17 protein-coding genes are annotated in these 21,094 nt (G+C 72.3%); 6 read left to right on the top strand and 11 right to left on the bottom strand.

Features of this window, described 5'->3' with window-relative positions; genetic code table 11:
* Positions 1–23 precede the first annotated feature (23 nt).
* From manA to STRCI_RS16890, 6 genes are all read right to left on the bottom strand, one after another.
* On the bottom strand, positions 24–1,175 hold the full coding sequence (gene manA / locus STRCI_RS16865) for a mannose-6-phosphate isomerase, class I (RefSeq protein WP_269659778.1): 1,152 nt from the start codon (positions 1,173–1,175) through the stop codon (positions 24–26).
* Positions 1,176–1,241: 66 nt separating this feature from the next.
* Complete coding sequence (locus tag STRCI_RS16870; RefSeq protein ID WP_269659779.1) at positions 1,242–2,369, bottom strand: SIS domain-containing protein; 1,128 nt, start codon at positions 2,367–2,369, stop codon at positions 1,242–1,244.
* Positions 2,370–2,405: 36 nt separating this feature from the next.
* On the bottom strand, positions 2,406–2,576 hold the full coding sequence (locus STRCI_RS16875) for a Trm112 family protein (RefSeq protein WP_015659983.1): 171 nt from the start codon (positions 2,574–2,576) through the stop codon (positions 2,406–2,408).
* 214 nt (positions 2,577–2,790) lie between these two features.
* Entirely contained in the window at positions 2,791–4,155 is a 1,365-nt protein-coding gene (locus STRCI_RS16880) for a phosphomannomutase/phosphoglucomutase (RefSeq protein WP_269659780.1), read from the bottom strand.
* Between the two features lie 101 nt (positions 4,156–4,256).
* Positions 4,257–5,873: an L-lactate permease gene (locus tag STRCI_RS16885; RefSeq protein ID WP_269659781.1), complete on the bottom strand. Its 1,617-nt coding sequence runs from the start codon at positions 5,871–5,873 to the stop codon at positions 4,257–4,259.
* Positions 5,874–6,052: 179 nt separating this feature from the next.
* The gene (locus STRCI_RS16890) at positions 6,053–6,430 is read right to left on the bottom strand and encodes a DUF3499 domain-containing protein (protein ID WP_015659980.1); all 378 of its coding nucleotides are present in this window, start codon (positions 6,428–6,430) and stop codon (positions 6,053–6,055) included.
* Positions 6,431–6,772: 342 nt separating this feature from the next.
* On the opposite strand from STRCI_RS16890, the gene STRCI_RS16895 reads away from it, so the two are divergent.
* Positions 6,773–7,222 (top strand): metallopeptidase family protein, encoded by a 450-nt coding sequence (locus STRCI_RS16895; protein WP_078599031.1) that lies wholly within the window; start codon positions 6,773–6,775, stop codon positions 7,220–7,222.
* 56 nt (positions 7,223–7,278) lie between these two features.
* On the opposite strand, the gene STRCI_RS16900 is transcribed toward STRCI_RS16895, so the two are convergent.
* The 3 genes from STRCI_RS16900 to STRCI_RS16910 form a co-directional block, all read right to left on the bottom strand.
* Positions 7,279–8,820, bottom strand: coding sequence for a DUF5719 family protein (locus STRCI_RS16900; protein WP_269659782.1), 1,542 nt, complete (start codon positions 8,818–8,820; stop codon positions 7,279–7,281).
* Positions 8,817–12,464, bottom strand: coding sequence for a glycosyltransferase family 2 protein (locus STRCI_RS16905; RefSeq protein WP_269659783.1), 3,648 nt, complete (start codon positions 12,462–12,464; stop codon positions 8,817–8,819). The genes STRCI_RS16900 and STRCI_RS16905 overlap by 4 nt, the downstream gene beginning before the upstream one ends.
* 216 nt (positions 12,465–12,680) lie before the next feature.
* The gene (locus STRCI_RS16910) at positions 12,681–12,944 is read right to left on the bottom strand and encodes a WhiB family transcriptional regulator (RefSeq protein WP_003975777.1); all 264 of its coding nucleotides are present in this window, start codon (positions 12,942–12,944) and stop codon (positions 12,681–12,683) included.
* Positions 12,945–13,546: 602 nt separating this feature from the next.
* On the opposite strand from STRCI_RS16910, the gene STRCI_RS16915 reads away from it, so the two are divergent.
* From STRCI_RS16915 to STRCI_RS16930, 4 genes are all read left to right on the top strand, one after another.
* Positions 13,547–14,038, top strand: coding sequence for a cysteine dioxygenase (locus STRCI_RS16915; protein WP_269659784.1), 492 nt, complete (start codon positions 13,547–13,549; stop codon positions 14,036–14,038).
* A 42-nt stretch (positions 14,039–14,080) separates the two neighbouring features.
* A complete protein-coding gene (gene cofD, locus STRCI_RS16920) occupies positions 14,081–15,040 on the top strand; it encodes a 2-phospho-L-lactate transferase (RefSeq protein WP_269659785.1) in 960 nt (319 codons plus the stop codon).
* Positions 15,037–16,344: a coenzyme F420-0:L-glutamate ligase gene (locus STRCI_RS16925; RefSeq protein ID WP_269659786.1), complete on the top strand. Its 1,308-nt coding sequence runs from the start codon at positions 15,037–15,039 to the stop codon at positions 16,342–16,344. Before cofD ends, STRCI_RS16925 begins: the two co-directional genes overlap by 4 nt.
* 62 nt (positions 16,345–16,406) lie before the next feature.
* A complete protein-coding gene (locus STRCI_RS16930; RefSeq protein ID WP_269659787.1) occupies positions 16,407–17,411 on the top strand; it encodes a DNA-3-methyladenine glycosylase family protein in 1,005 nt (334 codons plus the stop codon).
* A gap of 144 nt (positions 17,412–17,555) precedes the next feature.
* Here STRCI_RS16930 and manB read toward each other — a convergent pair whose 3' ends face one another.
* On the bottom strand, positions 17,556–18,638 hold the full coding sequence (gene manB / locus STRCI_RS16935; RefSeq protein WP_269659788.1) for a mannose-1-phosphate guanylyltransferase: 1,083 nt from the start codon (positions 18,636–18,638) through the stop codon (positions 17,556–17,558).
* Positions 18,639–18,812: 174 nt separating this feature from the next.
* Entirely contained in the window at positions 18,813–20,168 is a 1,356-nt protein-coding gene (locus STRCI_RS16940) for a peptidoglycan recognition protein family protein (RefSeq protein WP_269659789.1), read from the bottom strand.
* A 129-nt stretch (positions 20,169–20,297) separates the two neighbouring features.
* Between STRCI_RS16940 and STRCI_RS16945 the strand changes: the two genes are divergently transcribed.
* Positions 20,298–21,053 carry a TIGR03089 family protein gene (locus tag STRCI_RS16945; RefSeq protein ID WP_269659790.1) on the top strand — a complete coding sequence of 252 codons (756 nt, stop codon included), beginning with the start codon at positions 20,298–20,300 and terminating at the stop codon, positions 21,051–21,053.
* Positions 21,054–21,094: the final 41 nt, after the last annotated feature.

The following is a 21,094-nucleotide window of genomic DNA, read 5'->3' on the forward strand; positions in this document are numbered from 1 at the left end:
GCGTCAGGTGTCCACAAGGCCGGTCATACGATCACAGTGGCGCGGAACACGGTGCCCACGCCGCCGACTTCGGCCTTCTCGCCTGCGGGAACGAAGACCGACTGACCGGGCTTCAGCTCGTGTTCGCCCGCCCGTACGGAACCCGCCGTGCACAGCAGGATCTGCGGGGTGGCACGGGTGAGGTCGTGCGGGGCGGTGCCCTCGGGGAGGACGTACCGGGACAGGCGGAACTCGTCGATGGGGGTCTCGTAGACCTCCTCGTCGTCCGGGGACGCCTCCGGGCGCTGTACGCCGGCGTCGGCGGCCTCGAAGCGGACGATGCGCAGGAGTTCGGGGACGTCGACGTGCTTGGGGGTCAGTCCGCAGCGCAGCACGTTGTCGGAGTTGGCCATGATCTCGACGCCGAGGCCGCTGAGGTAGGCGTGCGGGATGCCCGCGCCGAGGTAGAGGGCCTCGCCGGGCTGGAGGCGGACGCGGTTGAGCAGCATCGCGGCGATGACGCCGGGGTCGCCCGGGTAGTGGTGGGCGATGTCGGCGTACGGCGCGTAGTCGCCGCCGAGGTGGGTGCAGGCGGCCGCGGTCTCGGTGACCGTGCGGGTCATGTCGTCCGGGTCGGCGGTGAGGATCGCGGTCAGCACCTCGCGGAGGGCGGCTTCCTCGGGGTGGGCGTGCAGCAGGTCGACGTACGGCTTGAGCGAGTCGACGCCGAGGCCGTCGAGCAGGTCGGCGGCCTGGACCGGGTCACGGAAGCCGCACAGGCCGTCGAACTCGGTGAGGGCGCAGATCAGTTCGGGCTTGTGGTTGGCGTCCTTGTAGTTGCGGTGACCGGCGTCGAGGGGGATGCCCCGGCGCTCTTCGTCGGCGTATCCCTCCTTCGCCTGCGCCAGATCGGGGTGGACCTGGAGGGAGAGCGGGGCGCCCGCCGCGAGGAGCTTCAGCAGGAACGGCAGCCGGGGGCCGAACTTGGCCACGCACGCGTGCCCGAGTTCCCGCTCCGGCTCGGCGTCGATGACGTCGACGAGCGTGCCCCGGCCGGTGCGCGACGGGGCGCCCGGGTGGGCGCCCATCCACATCTCCGCCTGTGGTTCGCCGGTCGGTTCGACCCCGAGGAGCTGCGGGATCGCGGTGGTGGAACCCCACGCGTAGGGGCGGATGGTGTTGTCGAGGCGGTCCATGCGGTTCTCTCTGCGTACGACGCGGATTCTCTTCCGCGTACGACGGTCAGGGCGTCCTGAGCCAGATCAGGCGCCCGAGGCGAGCGCCAGGTAAACGGCGGCGAAATCCGTGATGGCGATCAGCTCCGCGAGGTTGTCCAGTTCGTCCCCGGCCTCCGGTTCCAGCTCGCTGATCGGCGTGTCGTGACTCAGGGCCAGTTCACGGGCGGCGGGGGCGGCGCTGAGGCCGCCGCTGGGGCGGTCCCGGAGGAGCACCACGCGCGCGTGCATCGCGGGCGCCTCCTCCACGCGGTCGCGGAAGAAGTCGTCCGGGTCGGCGCTGGCGGCCAGCGGGCCGGCGAGCAGGGCGTTGTGCCAGGAGAGCGCCTCGGGGAGTTCGGCGACGACGGCCGGGCGGCCCGCGAGCTCGGCGAGGGCGGCGGCGAACCGGCGGCCGGCGGGACCGGCCGAGGTGCCCTCGGTCCAGACCACCGGGAGCGCGTCGGCGAGCTCCGCGGCGAGGGTCTTGGCCGGGTTGCTGTACGTCGCGATGGCGGGCCCGCAGCGTTCGGCGATGTGGTCGAGGCGGTCGGCGACCTTCTCCAGGGCGTCGGGCGGGGCGGCCAGCAGACCGATGCGGTCCAGGAGCGCGAGCAGCGGGGTGAGCAGGGCCCACAGGACGCCGGGGGCGGAGGCGGCGAGGGGGGTGTCCTCCTCGTACGGGGCGGTCGCCATCGGTACGAACAGGCCGTGGGCGGCTTCGAGGGCCTCGGCAAGCGGGGTGCGGGCCGGGGCTACGGCGGCGACGGTGCAGCCGCGGCGGTAGGCCTGCTCGGCGAGCAGGGACAGGCCCGGTTCGGTGCCGTCCGGGGTGGCGATCAGGAGCAGGTCCACGGAACCGGCCCAGCCGGGCAGCTCCCAGCGCAGGGCGCCCGCGGCGGGGGCTACGCCGGTGGGGGCCAGCCGGGTGACGGGGCTGCCGGCGCCTGCGAGGGTGCCGAGGAAGTCGGCCACGCAGATGGCGGCGGCGCCGGGGCCCGCGATGAGGACGGCACGGGGGCGGCCGTCGGGTTTGAGGTCCGCGACGCCTGCCTCGTTGGCGTGCCGGGCGGCGGTGCGGACGCGGGCCCCTGCCTCGGCGGCGCCGCGCAGCAGGCCGCGGCGGTCGGCCTCCGAGAGGGCCTCGGGATTGTCGAGCAGCGATTCGTCGAGCACGGTCGGCAGTCTCCGATCGCCGGGAGGATGGGCGGGTTACGCGGGGCGGCGGGCCTCGTCCACGAGGAGGACCGGGATGCCGTCGCGGACGGGGTAGGCCAGGCCGCAGTCCTGGCCGGTGCAGATCAGCTCGGCTTCCTGCTCCTTGAGCGGGGCGTGGCAGGCCGGGCAGGCGAGGATCTCCAGAAGACCGGCTTCGAGCGGCATGGGGGTCCCTTCGGGGGCGGGTGGAGTGCGTGGATGTGCCTGGTCAGGGTACCGCCGGGGTGGGGGGCTTGGGGGGTGGAGGGGGGTTGCCGTTGTGTTGGTCCGCCCCCGCCGCCCCTACCCGTCCCATCCCTGAGGGCTGCCGCCCCCAGACCCCCGCTTCGGCCCGGAAAGGGCCTCGTCCTCGAACGCCGGACGGGCTGAAACCCCGCTGTCAGGCCCGGATGATCCCCAGCACCTCGTCCCGCACCTTCGTCATCGTCTGCTCGTCCCGGGCCTCCGCGTTGAGCCGTAGGAGGGGTTCCGTGTTGGAGGGGCGGACGTTGAACCACCAGTCGGCGGAGGTGATGGTGAGGCCGTCGAGGTCGTCCAGGGTTACGTCGTCGCGGGTTCCGTACGTCTCGCGGATCGCCGCGAGGCGGTCGGCCTGGTCCGCGACCGTGGAGTTGATCTCGCCCGAGCCGACGTAGCGGTCGTACTGGGACACCAGGGAGGACAGCGGGCCCTCCTGGCCGCCGAGGGCCGCGAGGACGTGCAGCGCGGCCAGCATGCCCGTGTCGGCGTTCCAGAAGTCGGCGAAGTAGTAGTGCGCGGAGTGCTCGCCGCCGAAGATCGCGCCGGACTTCGCCATCTCGGCCTTGATGAAGGAGTGGCCCACGCGGGTGCGTACCGGTGTGCCGCCGTTCTCCTTCACCACCTCCGGGACCGACCAGGACGTGATCAGGTTGTGGATGATCGTGCCCTTGCCGCCGTGCCGCGCCAGCTCGCGGGAGGCGACCAGGGCGGTGATGGCGGACGGGGAGACCGGGTCGCCCTGCTCGTCGACGACGAAGCAGCGGTCGGCGTCGCCGTCGAAGGCGATGCCCAGGTCGGCGGATTCCGCGCGGACCCGGTGCTGGAGGTCGACGAGGTTCGCCGGGTCGAGCGGGTTGGCCTCGTGGTTGGGGAAGGTGCCGTCCAGCTCGAAGTACATCGGGACCAGGTCGAGCGGCAGGCCCGAGAAGACGGTGGGCACGGTGTGGCCGCCCATGCCGTTGCCCGCGTCGACCACGACCTTCAGGTGGCGGATGGAGGTCAGGTCGACAAGCGAGCGGAGGTGGGCCGCGTAGTCCGACAACGACTCCCGTTGGGTGATCGTTCCCGTCGTGGCGGCGGGTGCGGGGGCGCCCTCGTCGCTCCACCGCTCGACCAGTTCGCGGATCTCGCTCAGGCCCGTGTCCTGGCCGACCGGGGCCGCTCCCGCGCGGCACAGCTTGATGCCGTTGTACTGGGCCGGGTTGTGCGAGGCCGTGAACATCGCGCCCGGCAGGTCCAGCGCGCCGGAGGCGTAGTACAGCTGGTCCGTGGAGCACAGGCCGATCTCGGTGACGTCGACGCCCTGCGCGGCCGCCCCGCGCGCGAAGGCCGCCGAGAGGCCGGGGGACGAGGGACGCATGTCGTGCCCGGTCACGATCGCGGTCGCGCCGGTCACCCGGACGAAGGCCGCCCCGAACAGCTCGGCGAGCGTCTCGTCCCACTGATCGGGGACGACTCCGCGCACGTCGTACGCCTTCACGAGCTGTGACAGATCAGCAACCACGGCCAACCTTCCTGAAAGTCCCATCGGTCATCACAAAGTACCCGTACGGACTGACAGTGCGCTGTGGGATCCCTGAGTGGACTCCGGGCCGTCATCTCAGGTCAGGGCAGCATCCAGTCGAGCACCGGCGAGCTCTGGCCGACCACGATCAGACACATCACCATCAACAGGGCGAGGCTCCACGGCAGTACCTTGCGCAGCAGGTCACCCTCCTTGCCCGCGAGGCCCACGGCCGCGCAGGCGATGGTGAGGTTCTGCGGCGAGATCATCTTGCCGAGGACCCCGCCGGAGCTGTTCGCGGCCGCCAGGAGTTCGGGCGACAGGCCCGATTCGCGGGCGGCGGTCACCTGGAGGGCGCCGAAGAGCGCGTTGGCCGAGGTGTCGGAGCCGGACACCGCGACGCCGAACCAGCCCAGGACGGGTGAAAGGAAGGCCAGGCCCGCCCCGGCCGCCGCCACGAAGTGGCCGATGGTGGCGGCCTGTCCGGAGAGGTTCATGACGTAGGCGAGCGCCAGCACGCTCGTCACCGTCAGGATCGCGAACCGCAGTTCGTACACGGTCGCCGCCCACTCCTTGACCGCCACGCGCGTGTGCACGCCGAGCACGAGCGCCGTGCACACTCCCGCGAGCAGCACGAGCGTGCCGCCGGTCGAGACGATCGGCCAGGTGAACGCATTCCCGCCGACGGCCTCCCCGCGCGGGTCGACGACGTCCAGGAAGGGCCAGTCGTACGTCTGCGTCGCCCCGGCCAGCCAGTCCTTGACCGCGGGGATCTGCGCGACGGAGAAGATCGCCACGATGAGCGCGTACGGGGAGTAGGCCCGTACGACCTCCCGGCGCGGGTCGGCCTCGTCCAGTTCCTCGCTGCGCGCCCCGGTCAGCACGGCCGCCCGCACCGGCTCCTCGGCGGGCCTGCGCGCCTGCGGTACGGCGATCAGGGCGCCCGCGCCCGCCAAGGCGGCGCCGATGTCGGCGAGTTGGGCGGAGAGGTGGTTCGAGGCGGCGAACTGCGCCACGGCGAAGGCGACTCCGCACACCAGGGCGGGCACCCAGGTCTCACGCAGGCCGCGCCGTCCGTCGACCAGCCAGACCAGCACGAGCGGCACCACGAGGGCGAGCAGCGGCGTCTGGCGGCCCACCACGGAGGCGACGTCGTCCAGGGGCAGCCCGGTGACCTGAGCGAGCGTCACGACGGGGGTGCCCATCGCGCCGAAGGCGACCGGCGCGGTGTTGGCGACCAGGGCGACGACGGCGGCGCGCACCGGCTCGAAGCCCAGCGCCACGAGCATGACCGAGCAGATCGCGACGGGGGCGCCGAACCCGGCCAGCGCCTCCAGCAGGGCGCCGAAGCAGAACGCGACGACCAGGGCCTGGATGCGCGGGTCGTCGGAGAGGCGCCCGAAGGAGCGGCGCAGGATGTCGAAGTGCCGGGTGCGGACGGTCATCCGGTACACCCACAGGGCGTTGACGACGATCCACAGGATGGGGAAGAGGCCGAAGACGGCCCCCTGGGCGGCGCTGGAAGCCGTCTGGCCGAGCGGCATGCCGTAGGCGAGCCAGGCGACCAGCGCGGCGGCCAGCAGGCCGGTCAGGCCCGCCAGATGCGCCTTCATGCGGACGCCGCCGAGCAGTACGAGGACGATCACCAGGGGCAGGGCCGCCACGAGCGCGGACAGCCTGAGCGAGCCGGCGACGGGTTCCAGTTCCTGGACGTACACGGGCGCCTCCCCGGAGCCACGGATTCCGTCATACGGAAAGCGATTTCTCACTTGGGCTGAAACGGAATGGTCGCGTCCGTGACAAGGCCACGTCAATGGTCGTGCGTCATTCAATGGAACGCGCAGTCGCAGAACTGCCGGAAGGGTGACGCGGGATCAGTCGAGCGGGTGACGCCGGGTCAGTTGTCCGGCGAGCGCAGGACCCTGAGGTGACCGCGGCGCGCGACCTCGCGCGGGTCGGCCGTCCGGGCCCCGCCACCGCCGGCCTCCGCGGCACGTTCCTGCGGGCGGGCCGCCTCGCGCACGGCGTTGGCAAGCGCTTCCAGGTCGTCGCCGCTCGGGCGGGCCGGAGCGGAGCCGTCGAGGAGCCGTACGACCTCCCACCCGCGCGGGGCGGTGAGGCGCTCGGAGTGCTCGGCGCACAGGTCGTAGCAGTGGGGTTCGGCGTAGGTGGCGAGCGGGCCGAGGACCGCGGTCGAGTCGGCGTAGACGTACGTCAGCGTCGCGACGGCGGGGCGGCCGCAAGCGGTGCGCGAACAGCGACGTACAGGGCTCACGACGTTGGACGGTACCGCACTCTTGAGCGGGCCGCGACGAATCTCCCCCAGGTCACTCCACCGTGTCGTGTCGTGAAGCGCCCCACGCACCCCTTCCGACGCACGCCCTTGACCTGCGGTAACGTCGATTTTCAGCCGGTCTGACAGATAGAGTTCCGGTCACTGCTCGGCACAAACCACGTCAATTGCCTTGAGATCGCCGGTCTGGGAGCGATACGGAATCGAGCCGAACCTTGGCCGGAATGGTCATCCTGCGACATGGGGTGCGGGCGGGTCCGGACCGGCCCCGATGCCGTGTGGGGCGCGGCGCGCGGTCCCCGCGAGGACTACGCTTCACCAGTGATGGACACGCCTGTACCGCCCCCCGCCACCGGCCCCGGGCCCCGCCGTCGCGATCGCCATGGCCGGGGCATGCGGGGGCCGATCGCGCCGCCGCAGGTGCCGCTCGCGGCCAGCCGTGCCGAGGCGTTCGCGGACCTGGTCCAGGACTCCGTGGAGCGCCTGGAGCGCCGGTGGCCGCAGCTGGCGGAGATCGACTTCCTGGTCCTGGAGGTGCCGCCGCTGAACGGCGCGGGGCAGGTCTGGAACGACGAGGCGGTACCGCTGGGCGGCACGATCACCGCACGCGAGGGCCGTCCCGCGCGGGTGGTCATCTACCGGCGGCCCGTGGAGATCCGCACCAAGGGGCGCGACGAACGGGCCGCGCTGGTGCACGAGGTCGTGGTCGAGCAGGTGGCCGAGCTGCTCGGGCTCACACCGGAGACCGTCGATCCCCGGTACGGCGAGGACTGAGCCCGCCGAGCTTTCCGTCGGCACGGACCCGGGTGGCCCGCGCCGACGGAACCCGCCTACTTCTGGAGCACCGACAGATCCTGATCAGCCTCCGGTACCGCCACCATCCCCCGGTCGTCCGGGAGGGGCTGGACGGTGAAGAACGGGATGCCTCCCTGGGGCACGGTGAGGGTCCGGGAGCCGTAGACCGGGCCGCCGGAGACCGTTTCCACCGTCAGCGCGTAGCTGCCCTTGAGGGACTTCGGGGCCGGGACCTCGATGGCCTGGGTCGTCCCCTTCTTGATCGTGTACGTCCGAGTCGACGCCGTTCCCGCCTCGGTGCCCGCCGAGGCCGTGACCTTCACCTGTGCGGTGCTGGTCGGCGCGGTCAGGGAGAGGACCGTGCCCTTGGCCGTGTTCTCCGCCGACGTCGCGCGGGTGCCGACCTCCCGCGTGGCCGGGATGAACGCCGTCTCCTGGTCGGCGCCCTTGCCGCGGATTACCCGGAGCGCGGCCACCACCGGGACCGAGCTGTCGGTGGGGGTCAGCAGGACCGAGCCCGCCTCGCCGCGCGTGACGTCGCCCAGGTCGACGGCCGAGGTCATCCGGGACTTCACGTGCAGCGTCTCGTTGCCGGCCGGGGTGATCAGGCCGGTCGGCGAGGCGAGTTGGACTTTCAGATCCGCGTCGGAGTTGCCCGGCGTGAAGGCGATCAGGCGTACCGCGGTGGCGTCCTTGGGGATGCCGGGCAGGACCAGGGTGCCCGTGGGATCCGTGGACGCGGCCAGCCAGTCGCCGCCGAGCTTGTCGTCCAGGGCCTGCACCGCCGCGCCGACGCGCCCGCTGCGGACACTGACGTGCACCGTGAGGTTGGTCTGCTGCTTCTCGTCGATGAGCGTGGACAGCAGGACCGGTTCGGAGGCGTGCGGCGGTACCGTGATGCCGTCCGGGATGTTCGTCTCCAGGGCGCCGTCCTTGCCGTACAGCTCGATGTCCACGACGGCTGCCGAGTCGTCCGGGTTGGTCAGGTGCACATAGTCCGTGCGGTCGCCCGCCGTGCTGGCGCCGGGGAACCAGAACTCCGTGTCGGGCGCGGTGCAGTTGACGCCCTGGAGACCGCGTCCGGTGCCCGCTGCCACCTCCGTGGTCTGCTGCACGGTCCAGCCGGGCGCGAACTTGCCCTCCGCGGTGCCGACGAGCGCGGGCGCGTCGGCACCGGAGGCGTCCTCGGTGACGGGCTTGCCCGCCTCCTTGGGCTCCAGGACGGGCTTCTCCCCGTCCTTCTTCTCGCCCTTCTCGCCCTTCTCGCCCTCCCCGGCGGCCTTGTCGTCCTCGCTCTTGTCGTTCTCCTGCGTCGACTGGGTGTCCGCGGCGCGCAGTTCGGCCTTGCCGTCGCCGCTGGTGCCCTTGGTGACGGGGGTGAAGGAGGTGTAGGTCGTCTCGGCCAGGTCGGAGGTGCTGGGCGTCGGGCAGAGCAGGCTCGTGCGCTCCACGGGCAGCACGGCGGCCGCCTCGGCGCTGTCCTTGCCGGAGGCCTCCGGCGCGCTCAGGGTGGCGTACCCGGTGACGGCGGCGAGCGCGGTCACACCGGCGATCAGGGAGAGGGTGGTGCGGTTCACTGCTGGCTCCCGTCGGGACGCTCGACCTCGTGCGGGTGCTGCTGCGCCGGGTCATAGCCGGTGTCGTAACCCTGCTGGTACGGCTGCTCGTACGCGCTCTGGTCGTACGTGCCCTGCTGGGTCTGCCCGCCGTACGCGTACGGGTCGTACTGGCCGGACTGGTACGGATCCGCCTGATAGCCCTGGTCGTAGCCGCTCGCCGGGTATCCCTGGCCGTTCTGGTACTGCTCGCCGTAGCCGCCGTACTCGCCCGCGCCCGCGTAGCTCGGTGTGTCGTAGTCGCCGTAGGGCTGCTGCTGCGGGACCGGGGCGGGCGGCGCCTGTGCGGGCGGCGCCGGGAACTCGTCGGGGCCGCCCTGTTCCTCGGCCTCCGCCTGGGCGCGCAGGCGGCGGGCGCGGCGGCCCTCGCCGGACGCGGCCTGCGCCGGGATCGGCTGCTCCTCGGGGAGGTCGTCGTCGATGTCGCGGCGGCGGCCGGGCAGGGCGAGGACGACCAGGACTAGGGCGAGGGAGCCCTGGGCCCACAGCCAGGCGGTGTGGCCGAAGGGGTCCTCGAAGGTGACGTCCAGCTGCCCGCCGGAGGCGGGGAGTTCGAAGCCCTGGGCCCAGCCGTCGACCGTGGTGCGGGTGAGCGGCCTGCCGTCCAGGGTGGCCGTCCAGCCCTCGTCGGCGGTGTCGGCCAGGCGCAGGATCCGGCCGTCGGCGCCCTCCGGGATCTCGGTGTGGATCTCCACCGGGCCGGCGGCGACGGTCCCCGGGGCGGCGCCGGAGCCAGCGACGATCATGGCGCGCGCGACGTCCTGGTCGACCCGCCACAGCGCGCTGCCGTGCTGCTCGCTGAGCCGCTTCAGGCCGGGGGTGGCGTCCAGGACGCGGGTGACCTCGCGGGGCGCGCCCTGGTGCACGAGGACGTAGGCCACGGCGAACTTGCCGAGCTGGTCGGCCTGGTCGGCGCCGGAGCCCGCGACGAGGTTGGCGACGACCTTGTCGAGCCCGCTGTTCTCCCCGGCGACCGCGGCGAGTTCGGCGTCGCCGAGACGGGCACCGGAGCCGCGGACCAGGGTGTAGCCCACGTGGGCGGAGGAGTCGCTGTCGAGGACCAGGGTGCGGGTCTGGTCGCGGTTGCCGCTCTCCTCGGCGACGAACGCGGGCACCTGCACCGGGTCGCGGCGCTCCACCGGGCCGTCGGCGCCGTCGAGCACCCAGCCGACGGCGACCAGCAGCGGGCCCACGGCGGCCGCGAGGGCGATCAGCGCGGCGACCGGCTGGCGCCAGCCGAAGCTCTGCTCGGCCACGCGTGAGCGCGCGCCGTCGGCGCCGAGCAGCGCGGCAGCCAGCAGGGCGAGGCCGTGGACGAGGGTGGCGGGGCCGGCCCACGTGGAGTCGTTGGACAGGACCGCGAAGACGAGGCCCACGAGGGCGGCCGCCCAGGCCGTCCAGATTCCGAACTGACGCTCCGAGCGCAGCAGGGCGGCCAGTGCGGCCAGGACGACGCCGATCAGCATCAGCCCGTTGACCGTGCCGGGGCCGCCGGGGCTGGCGCCGAGCAGGTCGAGCGCGGAGGCGGCCGAGGAGCCGTACTCCAGGCCGGCCTCGTCGAAGAAGCCGAACGGGAGCAGGGTCAGCGACCAGGGCGCGAGGATCAGCAGCGGGGTGCCGAGCTGGGCCACGAAGCGCAGGCCGTAGGCGGTGATGTCGGTGCGGCGCACGGCCAGCAGGGCCACGCCGAGCAGCAGCGCGATCGGCCACACGATCGGCGTGAACGCCGTGGTGATCGTCAGCAGCAGGGCGTACGCCCAGGTCGCCCGCCAGCCGCCGCGCACCCCGGAGGTGTTCGCCAGGCCGCTGGCGGCGACACCCGCGCGGGCGATGAGCGGCAGCAGGACGGCGAGGACCGCGGTGCCGATCCGGCCGCCGGCGAGGGCGCCGGTGGCGGCGGGCAGGAAGGCGTAGACGACGGCCGCCCACGCGCGCAGCAGGCGCGACTCGACGAGCGGGCGGGAGGCGAAGTAGGCGCTGATTCCGGCCAGCGGGACCGAGCAGACGAGCAGCACGGTCACCGCGAGCCCGGTCGAGCCGAACAGCGCGGAGGCCAGCATCGCCACGATCGCCAGGTACGGGGGCGCGGACGCGGTGCCGCCGGCGCCGACCGGGTGCCAGGAGTCCAGGTAGTGCGACCACAGCTCGGCGGCGTCGGCCGGGGCGGGCAGCAGGGCGCCGCCCGCGAGGGCGCCGGTGCGGAGCAGTTCGCGGCAGGCGGCGAGCGAGACGAGCAGCAGCACCAGGAAGAGCACCGGTCCCGGCTTGCGGGCGACGCGCTTGAGACGGGCGAACTGCTCGATCTCCAGGAAGTCCGCGTCGTCGCCACCGGGTCCGGACTCGATGCCGCCGCCGTGCCGTCCGGCGCCGGAGGTGGCCTCGGGGTCGGAGCTGCCGAAGAGGCTGCTAGCGGCCTGTTCCACGGTGGCCCGCACGGTCGCGCCGGGCGGCGGGAACAGCGGCCGCAGCTCGTCCTTGTCGACGACCGGGCGGCCACGGCTGCGCCGTCCGGCGATGATCCGCTCGGGCCGCAGCAGCACGCCCAGCAGACCGCGGATCTCGTCCACGGCCTGTCCGGGCACCTTGCCGACGAGATAGGCGACGGTCCGCAGCAGGGTGCCCAGCACCAGGCGCAGCAGCACCCAGGGCAGCGCGGCCGAGCGGGTGTTGACGAGCAGGGTGTAGGCGGCGCCGGCCTTGTCGACCTTGTGCGGGGAGGCCGTGGTGCGGCCCGCGCAGTCGACCGCGCGGCGCTCGCGGGAGGCCGCCTCGGCGTGGCGTACGACCGCCTCGGGGGCGATGAGGACGCGGTGGCCGGCCGCCTGGGCGCGCCAGCACAGGTCGACGTCGTCGCGCATCAGGGGCAGTCGCCGGTCGAAGCCGCCGAGCTGTTCGAAGACGTCGCGCCGGACGAGCATGCCGGCGGTGGACACCGACAGCACGGAGCGGACGTGGTCGTGCTGGCCCTGGTCCTGTTCTCGGCGGTCCAGGCCGGTCCAGCGGCGGCCGGAGTGGGCGATGGAGACGCCGACCTCCAGCAGCTGGCGCCGGTCGTACCAGCCGCGCAGCTTGGGGCCGACGACGGCGACGTCGTCGCGGCCGAGCTCGCGTTCGTTCTCCACGACGCGCAGCAGCTGGGCCAGGGCGTCGGGTTCGGGGGCGCTGTCGTCGTGCAGCAGCCACAGCCACTGGACCGGCTCGCCGTGCGGCAGCTCGGGCAGGTCATAGGCGTCGTCGCGCCAGGAGCGCGTGACAGGGTCCCAGCCGCTCGGGCGCTTCAGGTACGGCAGCTCGTCCGGGGTGAGGACCGGCGCGGTGCGGGCGGCCTCCTCGACGGCCTGGCCGAAACCGGTGCGCCGGGCGAGGTGCAGGACGCGGTCCGGGCCGAGGGCCTCGGTGACGAGCACGGCGGAGTCGTCGGCGCTGCCGGTGTCGGCGGCCATGACGGACTGCACCGGGCGCTCCTGGCCGAGCAGCCCGGCGAGCGCGTCGGGGAGCCAGCGGGCGCCGTCATGGGAGACGAGGACCGCGGTCACCACATGACGCGGGAACTCTGGTGTGGCGGACGCTTCTTGCTGCGCCGCCGTGTGGCTGTGCACGGACATCGAGGTACGGGCCCCGGTTCGGTGGACTGCGGTGGACGTCTGCGCCGTGTGAGGGCGGCGGGACGTCTCGGACGAGCGACCACACTATCGGCTGGGCATGACGGAGGCCCGCCGCCTGTGGATAACCCACCTGCGACGGGCCGCTGGTTACGTGTGGATGCGCGTGGTTACGTGTGGACGCGCGCCGTTCGGTCGGACGGCGGCCCCCTGGGACTCTCAGACGGCGGCCTTCTTCAGGCGTCGGCGTTCCCGTTCGGACAGGCCGCCCCAGATGCCGAAGCGCTCGTCGTTGGCGAGGGCGTACTCGAGGCACTCGGAGCGGACCTCACAGGCGAGGCAGACCTTCTTGGCCTCGCGGGTGGAGCCGCCCTTCTCGGGGAAGAAGGACTCGGGATCGGTCTGGGCGCACAGCGCGCGCTCCTGCCAGCCGAGTTCCTCGTCCGCGTCGTCGACCAGCAGTTGCTGCACCAGCTCGGTCATGTGCGCCCCTCGTCCGTCTTTCGCGTCCCCGTGATCTAGCCGTTACCGATTTCGGCTGAACGACACGAGTGAAATTACAAGTGTGCTGCTCCGGGCGAGTCAAGCCGAGATCTGCTATTGGGCCCCTTATTCACTCTGCGGAACCAAGGCCTAGCGGAAAGTGTTCAAATCGGCATAAACCTTGACATGCAGGTGAGACCCAGGAGGGCCTCCGGGGCCGTACAGACCTAGTACGGAAAAGGACGCCCAGAAGTTCGATCTCGTTCCTTGTGCGCCCGGTTGTGCGCCATGTGTCCGGGGTTACCCGTGAACAAACCTTTCGGCAGCCAGATGAACCGGATGAGGTGAACCATGTCCCACATTCCGGGCGTCGAGTTGACAGTGGAGGTGTGAACCGCTGTCCTTGTGGGCATGCTCGCGAACTTGGCGCTCACCTCGACCCGCACCGTCGGGTCCCTCGGTGCTGCCCGTGCTCGCTGTAGCTGTTGTTGCTGTCCCAGCTGTTGAGCCATCCCCGCTCCAGCTGCAGGCCGGGTCCCGTCCCCTGCGTCCCGGTTTCTCGTTCCCCTCTGACCTTCTTTCACTGAGGAACCACCCCACCCATGAACAGCGACAGCGACCTCCAGATCGCCGGCGACATCCTCGAAGTCCCGCACCTCCTCCAGCCTCCGCGCGAGCACCCGGCCACCGTCGCCGAGTTCGTCGGCCTGGCCCGCGCCATCGCCGCGGACCGCTCCCAGTGGGAGCACCTCGTCCAGTACGACGCCACCTCCCGCTGGTACCACCGGCTGCGCACCGGCCCCGGCTACGAGGTGTGGCTGCTGTCCTGGGTGCCCGGACAGGGCAGCGGACTGCACGACCACGGCCCCTCCTCCGGCGTACTGACCGTCCTGGAGGGCACGCTCACCGAGCACACGGAGCGCGGCACGCGCGTGCTGACGCCGGGCGCGCAGCGGGTGTTCGCACCGGGGTACGTGCACGAGGTGAGCAATGACGCGCTGGAGCCGGCGGTCAGCCTGCACGTCTACTACCCGGGCCTGACCGAGATGCCGATGCACACCCGGTGCACGGCGGAGGCCGCCCGGGTCGCGTGACCGCCTGACGCGTTGTCGTACCCGCCTGCCATGCTTGCTCCCATGCGCATTGTGGTTCTGGCAGGCGGCATCGGCGGTGCCCGGTTCCTGCGTGGTCTGAAGCGGGCCGCGCCGGACGCGGACATCACCGTCATCGGCAACACCGGCGACGACATCCACCTCTTCGGGCTGAAGGTCTGCCCCGACCTCGACACGGTGATGTACACCCTCGGCGGCGGCATCAACGAGGAGCAGGGCTGGGGGCGGGCCGAGGAGACCTTCCATCTCAAGGAGGAGCTCGCGGCATACGGCGTGGGGCCCGAGTGGTTCGGGCTCGGCGACCGGGACTTCGCCACCCACATCGTGCGGACCCAGATGATCGCCGCCGGATACCCGCTGAGCGCGGTCACCGAGGCGCTGTGCGACCGCTGGAAGCCGGGCGTGAAGCTCATTCCGATGACCGACGACCGCGTGGAGACGCATGTCGCCGTCGAACTGGACGGCGAGCGCAAGGCGATCCACTTCCAGGAGTACTGGGTACGGCTGCGCGCCTCGGTCCCCGCCGAGGCCGTCGTGCCCGTGGGCGCCGAGCAGGCCAAGCCCGCGCCGGGCGTCCTGGAGGCGATCGCCGGGGCGGACATCGTGCTGTTCCCGCCGTCCAACCCGGTCGTCTCCATCGGCACGATCCTCGCCGTGCCCGGCATCCGGGAGGCCATCGCCGAGGCGGGCGTGCCGGTGGTGGGCCTCTCCCCCATCGTCGGGGACGCGCCCGTGCGCGGGATGGCCGACAAGGTGCTCGCGGCGGTCGGCGTGGAGTCGACGGCCGCGGCGGTCGCCGAGCACTACGGCTCGGGGCTGCTGGACGGCTGGCTCGTCGACACCGTGGACGCCGGTTCCGTCGAGGGGATCGAGGCGGCGGGCATCCGCTGCCGTGCCGTACCGCTGATGATGACCGATCTCGACGCCACCGCGCGGATGGTCCAGGAGGCGCTGACGCTGGCCGAGGAGGTGCGGGGGGCGTGAGCGAGGAGGCTTCCGGGGGGTACCGGGTCTGGGCCGTGCCCGGGCTGCCCGAGGTCGCGGCGGGGGACGACCTCGCCAAGCTGATCGCGGCCGCCGAGCCCGCGCTGGCCGACGGTGACGTCCTGCTCGTCACCTCCAAGATCGTGTCCAAGGCGGAGGGCCGGATCGTCGAGGCCGCCGACCGGGAGGCCGCGATCGACGCCGAGACCGTACGGGTCGTGGCCCGGCGCGGCACCCTGCGGATCGTCGAGAACCGGCAGGGCCTGGTCATGGCCGCGGCCGGGGTCGACGCCTCCAACACGCCCGCCGGGACCGTGCTGTTGCTGCCCGAGGACCCGGACGCCTCCGCGCGGGCGATCCGGGACGGTCTGCGGGACGCCCTCGGCGTCAACGTCGGGGTGATCGTCACCGACACCTTCGGGCGGCCCTGGCGCTCGGGGCTCACGGACGTCGCGATCGGCGCCGCCGGGGTGCAGGTGCTCGACGATCTGCGCGGCGGGCAGGACGCGTACGGCAATCCGCTGAGCGCGACCGTCGTGGCGACCGCCGACGAGCTGGCCGCGGCGGGTGATCTCGTCAAGGGGAAGGCCGCCGGGCTGCCTGTCGCCGTGGTGCGCGGGCTGGCGCATGTGGTGGCCGAGGACGGCGAAGGGGCTCGGGCCATGGTGCGGGGCGGGCACGACGACATGTTCCGGCTGGGGACGTCCGAGGCGGTACGGCTCGCGGTGACCCAGCGCCGTACGGTCCGGGCCTTCACCGACGCCGCCGTCGATCCCGGGGCGGTCCGGCGGGCCGTCGCCGCGGCCGTGACGGCGCCGGCGCCGCATCACACGACTCCGTGGCGGTTCGTGCTGCTGGAGTCGGAGGAGTCGCGGGTGCGGCTGCTCGACGCGATGCGGGACGCGTGGGTCGCGGATCTGCGGCGGGACGGGAAGTCGGAGGAGTCCATCGCCAAGCGGGTGCGGCGGGGGGATGTGCTGCGGCACGCGCCGTATCTGGTGGTGCCTTGTCTCGTCATGGACGGGTCGCACACATACGGCGATCCGCGGCGGGACGGTGCCGAGCGGGAGATGTTCGTGGTGGCTGCCGGGGCCGGGGTGCAGAACTTCCTGGTGGCATTGGCCGGGGAGCGGCTGGGGTCGGCGTGGGTGTCGTCGACGATGTTCTGCCGGGATGTGGTGCGGGAGGTGTTGGGGCTGCCGTCTTCGTGGGATCCGATGGGGGCAGTGGCTGTGGGGCATCCGGCGGAGGAGCCGCGGCCGCGGGCCGAGCGGGATGGGTCGGACTTCATCGAGGTGCGATGACGTATGGCGGCTTCGGCCTAATCTCGTAGGGCTGTTCTCGCTCTTTGTTTGGGACCTGATTCGTGGCTGGACGATTCGCGCCTCGGCCCACGCGTACGACTGTGCGTGGTGGGCATGTCGGTGTGCCCGTGGGGGCGCCTCGAGGGGCCGCCTCTTCTGGTGGGCGGGTGCGGACTTGGGTTCCTGAGGGGCCGCTCGATCTCGGGCTGGTGCTCGGGCCGTTGCGGCGGGGGCCCGGGGATCCGACGTTTCGGGCCATGCCGGACGGGTCCGTGTGGCGGGCCAGTCGGACGCCGGGCGGGGTGGGGACCCTACGGATCGCCTTGCGGGGTGCCGCCGTGCGGGCGGAGGCGTGGGGGCCGGGGGCGGAGTGGCTCCTGGAGCGGGTGCCGGCGCTGTTGGGGGCCTTGGATGATCCGTCGGCGTTCGTGCCGCGGCATCGGGTGGTGGCTCTTGCGCGGCACCGGCGGCCGGGGTTGCGGCTGACGCGGACCGGGCTGGTGATGGAGTCGTTGATTCCGTCGGTTCTGGAGCAGAAGGTCACGACCGATGAGGCTTATCGGGCCTGGCGGTTGTTGGTACGGCAGTACGGGGAGCCGGCGCCCGGGCCCGTGCCGGGGCGGATGTGTGTGATGCCGGATGCCCGGACGTGGGCGTTGATCCCGTCGTGGGAGTGGCATCGGGCGGGGGTCGACGACAAGCGGGCGTCGACGATTGTGCGGTGTGTGCGGGTTGCTGCGCGGCTGGAGGAGGCCGTGTTCATGGGGGCCGCTGATGCGCAGGCGCGGTTGGAGGCGGTGGTGGGGGTGGGGCCCTGGACCTCTGCGGAAGTGGTGCAGCGCAGTCACGGGGCGGCGGATGCGGTGACGGTGGGGGATCTGCATCTGCCGGGGATCGTGGGGTTTGCGCTGGCCGGGGATCGGGATGCGGATGATGCGGTGATGTTGTCGCTGCTGGAGCCGTATGCGGGGCAGCGGCATCGGGCGGCTCGGTTGATTCTGCTGAGCGGGCGGGTGCCGGCGCGGAGGGCTCCGCGGATGCCTCGGGGGGATATCGGGCGGTTGTGACGGTGGGGTACTGGGGCCTTGTCCTCAAGCGCCGGACGGGCTGAAAAGCGGGTGCGGGGGGATCGGGGTCGATACTTCTGCGAGCCGCTGGATGTCGCTCGACAGAAGGCGCCGTCCCCCTTTCCCGGGGACGGCGCTCAAGCCCTACTGGTCCGGGGAGAAGCGGAGGGATCTGGCGGGGATTTGGGCGTTGCACCAGACTCGGGCGCCGTCGGTGAGTTCGTTCTCGGCGCCTACCGTGGCGTCGTCGCCTATGACCGTGCCCGTGAGGATGGAGCGTTCGCCCACCCGGGCCCTCGTGCCGATCATGGAGTCGGTGATGACCGCGCCGGGTTCGATGACCGCGCCGGGGAGGATCGTGCTGCCGAAGACCCTGGCGCCCTCCGCCACGAACGCCCCCTCGCCCACCACCGTGCCGCCCGACAGTTTCGCGTCGGGGGCCACCCGTGCCGTGGGGAGGATCAGGCGGTCGCCGCAGCGGCCCGGCACTGCGGGGGACGGGGCTCGGCCCAGCACCAAGTCCGCGGAACCTCGTACGAAGGCCGCCGGGGTGCCCAGGTCGAGCCAGTAGGTGGAATCCACCATGCCCTGTAGGTGAGCCCCGGCGGAGAGGAGGTCCGGGAACGTCTCTCGTTCCACCGAGACCGGGCGGCCCGTCGGGATCGTGTCGATGACCGAGCGGCGGAAGACGTACGCGCCCGCGTTGATCTGGTCCGTGACGATTTCCTCGGGAGTCTGCGGCTTCTCCAGGAACGCCGTCACCCGGCCCGTCTCGTCCGTGGGGACCAGGCCGTACGCCCTCGGGTCCGTCACCTTCGTCAGGTGGAGGGAGATGTCCGCGGCCGTGCGCTGGTGCGTTTCCACCAGCGCCCTGATGTCGAGCCCCGTCAGGATGTCGCCGTTGAAGATGAGTACCGGGTCGTCGGGAGCCGAGTGGAGGCGGGAGGCCACGTTGCGGATGGCGCCGCCCGTGCCGAGCGGCTCCTCCTCGGTGACGTACTCGATGTGCAGGCCCAGCGCGGCGCCGTCCCCGAAGTACGGCTCGAAGACCTCGGCCAGGTAGGAGGTCGCGAGCACGATGTGGTCCACGCCCGCCGCTCTCGCTCTCGCCAGCTGGTGCGTGAGGAAGGGGACCCCGGCCGCCGGGACCATGGGCTTGGGCGTGTGCACGGTGAGCGGACGCAGCCGTGTGCCCTTGCCGCCGACCAGGAGGATCGCTTCTGTCACCTGTTGTCTCCGCTTCCTGCCGGGACCGGCCGAACTGTCTTTCGGCCGGTCAGTGTATGCAGACCGTTGTGTCCAGACCGTGTCTGGCGCCCTCGACGGCGGTGCGGAGTCCGTCATTGATCCGCCTTTCCCCCGATGGCGGTGCATGTGTTCGTCCGGCGTCAGCGACGCCCGTCAGCGGCCCTGGAGTTCCGCCGCCTTCGTCCGTGCGCTGCCGAGCTTGCGGTACATCTGCCAGCCCGGGCACTCCGTGGCGAAACCGTCACGGTGGCCGGAGATCACATTCAGTCGTACGTTCCTACCTTTTGCGTAGAGATTGCCACCTCCGGACTTCAGGTATGTCCTTCCTCGCGGATTGGCGCCGAAGAGACCGAGTTTCCAGGCCGTGAGCCGGGCCACGGCCTTCACGGCGGCGGCCGACGGCTTGGCCGAGGCGTGGCTGCCGAGGAGGGCGATCCCCATGCTGTGCGTGTTGAAACCGAGGGTGTGGGCGCCGAGGACCGGCTTGGCCACGCCACCGGCACGCCCCTCGTAGATGTTTCCGCACTTGTCGACGACGAAGTTGTAGCCGATGTCCCGCCAGCCCATGCTCACCACGTGGTAGCGGTAGATACCGCGGATGGCGGAGGGTGCCTGCGCGCAGGAGTACCCGTTGCCGGACGCCGTGTGGTGGACGAAGGCCGCCTTCACCTTCTTCGTGTAGACGAACTTCCGCTCCCGCCATGACTCGCTCGCGCCCCAGCCGCGGCGGGTGACGATGCGGGGGCGCGGGCCGATGTACGGCCTCGCCTGCTGCTCCGCCGCGAGTTCCGTGTCGCCCACGGCGAGCAGTTCGCGGCGGGTCTCCTCGGCCGTCAGGGCCGGGATCTCCAGGGCGCCCAGGGGGGCCAGTTCCGCGTTGACGGCCGAGGCGGCCGCCGCTTCCGCGGTGAGGTTGTTGGCCGGGGCGTCGGCGCGGGTCATCGGCTGGGGCGGCGCCTCCTCGCCGGGGTCGATCAGTTCCAGGCGCAGGCCCGTGGGGAGGGTGGGGAGCCCCGCCGACTCCGACGGCTCGGCCTTGACGCGCACCTCCACTCCGTCGGAGTCGCCGACCCACAGCGGGGCCGTGGCGCCGCGGACCCGGCCCGAGGCGCGTTCCGCCGTGCCCGGGTCGGCGCCGTGTTCGGCGTTGTGGGTCTCCACGTCCTGCCAGCCGGACCAGGCGCCGGTCGCGGTCGCCCGGGTACGGACCTGGACCCGGCCGTGGAGTTCGGTGTCGGGGTTGTCCCAGACGACGCCGACGAGCGAGAAGCGGCGTACGTCCTTGGGTGGCAGGCCCTGTTCGGGTGCCGCGGGGGTGGCCCTGTTCCGGTTCAGCGGAGCCAGGGGGAAGGACTCGGTGTGGCCCGGGGCCGGTCTGTCGCCGGCTCTCGTGGCCGCATCCGCCGTCGGCGCGGGTCTTGTGTTCGCCGCGACGGCGGATGGGGTCAGCGGAAGCATGAGAGCGGCCGCACAGGTGACACCGATCGAAGAAGCAAGCAATCCACGCATGCCCCTGATGTTGGACATAGTCATACAAATCTGTCCATTGGGGAGTTGACGGGGCGTCGGGCGGTGTTCGGCCGAACCGGTGGTGGGCGCGAGGAGTGCGCGAGGCCGGGCGCGCGTACGCTGACTCGGGTGAATTCCACCGATCGCACCCCTGCCGACCTGCTGCGTTCCGCGCTTGCCGCGGATCCCGGGCGTCCCCTGGTGACCTTCTACGACGATGCCACCGGGGAGCGTGTCGAACTGTCCGTGGCCACCTTCGCCAATTGGGTGGCCAAGACCGCGAATCTGCTCCAAGGGGATCTGGGCGCCGGACCCGGCGACCGGGTGGCCCTGCTGCTGCCCGCGCACTGGCAGACGGCCGTGTGGCTGCTGGCCTGTTCGTCCGTGGGCGTACTGGCGGACGTCGACGGGGACGCGGCGGCGGCCGATGTCGTGGTGAGCGGTCCCGACAGCCTGGACGCGGCCCGCGCGTGCGGCGGCGAGCGGGTGGCGCTCGCGCTGCGTCCGCTGGGCGGGCGTTTCCCGCAGCCGCCGGCCGGGTTCGCGGACTACGCGGTGGAGGTCCCGTCCCAGGGGGACCGGTTCGCACCGTTCTCGCCGGTGGACCCCGAGGAGCCGGCGCTGATCGTCGCCGGGCGGGAGTTCACCGGGGCGGAGGTCGTGGAGCGGGCACGGGACGAGGCGACGGGGCTGGGGCTGACCGGCCCCGGCTCCCGGATCCTGTCCGGGCTCGGGTACGACACCTGGGAGGGGCTCAACGCCGGGCTGTACGGGGCGCTGGCCACCGGCGGCTCGGTGGTGCTGTGCCGGAACCTCGGGGCACTGGACGAGGAGGCGCTGGCCAAGCGGATCGAGAGCGAGCGGGTCACGACCGTGGCCCGCTGACCAAGTCGATCGTGGCGCGCCGACCAGGTCGACCACGGCGC

Source organism: Streptomyces cinnabarinus (assembly GCF_027270315.1).
GTDB classification, from domain to species: Bacteria; Actinomycetota; Actinomycetes; order Streptomycetales; family Streptomycetaceae; genus Streptomyces; species Streptomyces cinnabarinus.

Excerpts from the sequence above, each read along its gene's own strand:
- STRCI_RS16915 (WP_269659784.1), top strand. The coding sequence starts at position 13,547 with ATGAACAGCGACAGCGACCTCCAGATCGCCGGCGACATCCTCGAAGTC.
- STRCI_RS16905 (WP_269659783.1), bottom strand. The coding sequence starts at position 12,464 with ATGTCCGTGCACAGCCACACGGCGGCGCAGCAAGAAGCGTCCGCCACA.
- STRCI_RS16910 (WP_003975777.1), bottom strand. The coding sequence starts at position 12,944 with ATGACCGAGCTGGTGCAGCAACTGCTGGTCGACGACGCGGACGAGGAA.
- STRCI_RS16895 (WP_078599031.1), top strand. The coding sequence starts at position 6,773 with ATGGACACGCCTGTACCGCCCCCCGCCACCGGCCCCGGGCCCCGCCGT.
- manA (WP_269659778.1), bottom strand. The coding sequence starts at position 1,175 with ATGGACCGCCTCGACAACACCATCCGCCCCTACGCGTGGGGTTCCACC.
- cofD (WP_269659785.1), top strand. The coding sequence starts at position 14,081 with ATGCGCATTGTGGTTCTGGCAGGCGGCATCGGCGGTGCCCGGTTCCTG.
- STRCI_RS16875 (WP_015659983.1), bottom strand. The coding sequence starts at position 2,576 with ATGCCGCTCGAAGCCGGTCTTCTGGAGATCCTCGCCTGCCCGGCCTGC.
- STRCI_RS16940 (WP_269659789.1), bottom strand. The coding sequence starts at position 20,168 with ATGCGTGGATTGCTTGCTTCTTCGATCGGTGTCACCTGTGCGGCCGCT.